This window comes from Microcoleus sp. N3A4, from assembly GCF_036701805.1.
Taxonomy (GTDB): Bacteria; Cyanobacteriota; Cyanobacteriia; order Cyanobacteriales; family Microcoleaceae; genus Microcoleus.
Genome location: NZ_JAUBRJ010000012.1, coordinates 133,709 through 136,762 on the forward strand (window position 1 = coordinate 133,709; position 3,054 = coordinate 136,762).

General features: G+C 45.5%; 2 protein-coding genes. Both read left to right on the forward strand.

Annotation, left to right across the window (positions count from 1 at the left end):
• Window positions 1-109 precede the first annotated feature (109 nt).
• Complete coding sequence (locus tag QUA56_RS10005; RefSeq protein WP_333356546.1) at window positions 110-1,381, forward strand: APC family permease; 1,272 nt, start codon at window positions 110-112, stop codon at window positions 1,379-1,381.
• A 42-nt stretch (window positions 1,382-1,423) separates the two neighbouring features.
• Entirely contained in the window at window positions 1,424-2,830 is a 1,407-nt protein-coding gene (locus QUA56_RS10010; RefSeq protein WP_333356549.1) for an NYN domain-containing protein, read from the forward strand.
• Window positions 2,831-3,054: the final 224 nt, after the last annotated feature.

Below are 3,054 nucleotides of genomic sequence, written 5' to 3' on the forward strand. Positions count from 1 at the left end.
GCTTCAGCGCCGGCCGGCGCTGAAGCGCAACTACAAACCTGTTTCAACGTGACAAAAGCTTTAGTCCTGCTAATATCAGTATGGCACTGAACAGAAAACCGCTATAGTTATGTCTTCACCACTGCTTAAGCGAGAATTGGGTGTTTTCGGCGCTACTCTCATGGGCCTGGGTTCGATTCTTGGCACGGGAGTATTTGTGAGTATCGGGATTGCAGCGGAAATTGCGGGGCCGGGAGTGATTTTGGCTGTGGGTATTGCTGCTTTAGTTGCTGTTTGCAATGGCCTTAACAGCGCTCAATTAGCGGCGAGTCATCCTGTTAGCGGCGGTACTTATGAATATGGCTACAAATATCTCAATCCTTGGCTGGGTTTTACGGCGGGCTGGATGTTTTTGTTGGCTAAAACGGCTTCTGCGGCTACTGCTGCTTTGGGTTTTGCGGGGTATTTTTTAAATGCAGTTGGTTTAGCCGATCGCACTTACCCGATCCTAACAGCTTTAGTCGCCGTCGCCACCCTCACTTTAATTGTATTGATGGGAATTAGGCGATCGAATATTGCCAATACTGCCATAGTCTCAGTTACACTTTTATCCTTGGCTGTGTTTATTGCTGCTGGTTTGCCAGAGGTAAGGTGGGAAATGGCCACCGTACAGAATGATAGCTCGATCGGCTCCATCCTCCACGCCACCGCCCTGATGTTTGTCGCTTATAGCGGTTACGCCCGCATCACTACAATGAGCGAGGAAGTGCGCGAACCGAGGCAAACCATTCCCAAAGCCATAATTTTCAATTTGGTGCTGACAATGCTGCTTTACTTGGCGGTAGCAGTAGTGGTCGCGGGCACGGGGGGAGTCGGTAAATTGTCTTTACAAACAGGCGGCACGACTGCACCCCTGGAAGTCATCGCCCGAAGTTTTGCAATTCCAGGAGTTTCTCAACTGCTAGCTGTCGGTGCAATTACCGCTATGTTGGGAGTCTTGCTGAACTTAATTTTAGGGCTGTCGCGCGTCTGGCTGGCGATGGGGCGGCGTCTGGATATGCCGAGAGTCTTGGCGCGGCTGAATCCTTCGGGGACAACGCCTTACGTGGCTGTGGTAGTTGTCGAAGTTACGATCGCACTTTTAATCCTCGTCGGCGATGTCAAAACCACTTGGTCGTTCAGCGCTTTTAGCGTTTTGATATACTACGCTATCACCAACCTCGCCGCGCTGCAACTTTCCGCCGCCGAAAGGCTTTACCCGCAGTGGTTGGCTTGGGTGGGTTTGGGGAGTTGTCTGTTTCTGGCTTTCTGGGTGGAGAGGCAAATTTGGCTGACAGGATTGGCATTAATTGCCGCCGGTTTAATTTGGCGGGCGATCGTCCAACTCCCAGCGAGAAAGTAGAATTGTGATAAATTGAAACAGCATCCCGCATTGTAGAGGGCCATGCCCGATCGAACTCCCTTGCTGGCGACTGAAGAATCTCCCGCATTCAGCGCCATCAGTCGCTATATCGCTCAAACACTAATTTCCATTCAGGAAAAGCATCCCGAATGGATAGCTGAAAAATACAGGAACACCCCCTGGGCAAAACCTGATTTTCAGTCAGTTTTGATTGGAAAATTGACAAAAAGTTTCAGAGTAGCCAGCGATACAGATTCCCTGCTGCTGACTGCCCAAAAATACCTACAAATTCTGCTAGTTCCAGAATTCATTAATTCACCTCAATTCAGCAAATTATTTGCCAGAATTGAGCAGCTAGCCGAATCCCAAACAGCACCAGCTAAATCACAAAACTCAGTTTCGTCTAAACCTCCAACTCCCACCAACCAAACAAATTCGCTTCCTGTCGGCATTGCTATCTTGCTGCTAGATGTCGAAAACTTGCAACTCAGCATCGAAACCGAAAAATTCCTAGAGGGAATTTGCCACTATCCCATCCAAATCAAAGTTGCCTTTGCCAACTGGCGCAGTATGGGCAAAAAAGATGCCGAATTTCACCAGCGCGGCTATCAACTGATTCACGTCCCTCCCGGCAAAGACAGCGCCGACTTAAAAATGGCTACAGTCGGCGCATCGATTTTCGTACATTATCCCACAGCTAAAGAGATTTTTGTCTGTTCGTCCGATCGCGCCCTCACTCACCTCAGCAATACACTGCAAGCTCACGGATTAACAGTATTTCAAGTCCGCAAGCAAATAGATAAAATCATAGTTTTAAACAGCCAAACCGGACAAGTTGAAACCCATTCCCTCGTAATTATACCGGAAATTACACCCGTAGAGCAATTAGTTACTCAGCTCAAAAATTTAATTAAAAAAGAGCAAGAACGCACCTCTGCTCAGTGGATCAAGCTTTCTACCGTTTCAGCTTTATTTAGGGATAATTACGGTTTAGTTCTCAATCAAGTTGTTGCAGAGCATTTGCTCGGCAGTAAAACCAGGGATATATTTCTCAAATATCCGACCGAGTTTGTCGTCCACAAACCATCAGAAACTTCTCAAACTTATGTCACTCTTTTTGATGTGAAATTGTCGCCCCCACCGCCAATACTTAACAAAGAAAATCTGAATAACACCGCGACAGCACCTGCCAGATTGACAGATATTAATTCTTTGGAAGACTTGGAAAAAGCACTGGTAAAAATAGTTAGCGACTTAACCGGCAACTCTCCTGATAATTCGGTATTTCTCTCCAATGTAGGCAGCGAATTTCACAGACAATACGGCAAACAAATTACCCAAATAATTAAGGACTTTAATCTCGGCAAAAAATTTCCTAAATTTTTGCAATCCTGCACTTCTCTCCAGCTAAAAAAAGCAGAAAAAGGTTGGCAAGTTTCGCTCAATTAATTATTAGTTATTGGTTATTGGTGATTGGTTATTGGTGATTGGTTATTGGTGATTGGTTATTGGTGATTGGTTATTGGTGATTGGTTATTGGTGATTGGTTATTGGTTATTGGTGATTGGTTATTAGACCTCTTGCAAAAAAAATCTATGTTATAATTAAAGGTTTTGAATTTTAGACCTGAAAGCTAACTCATAATTGTAAAGTGCTGACAACAAATTACAACG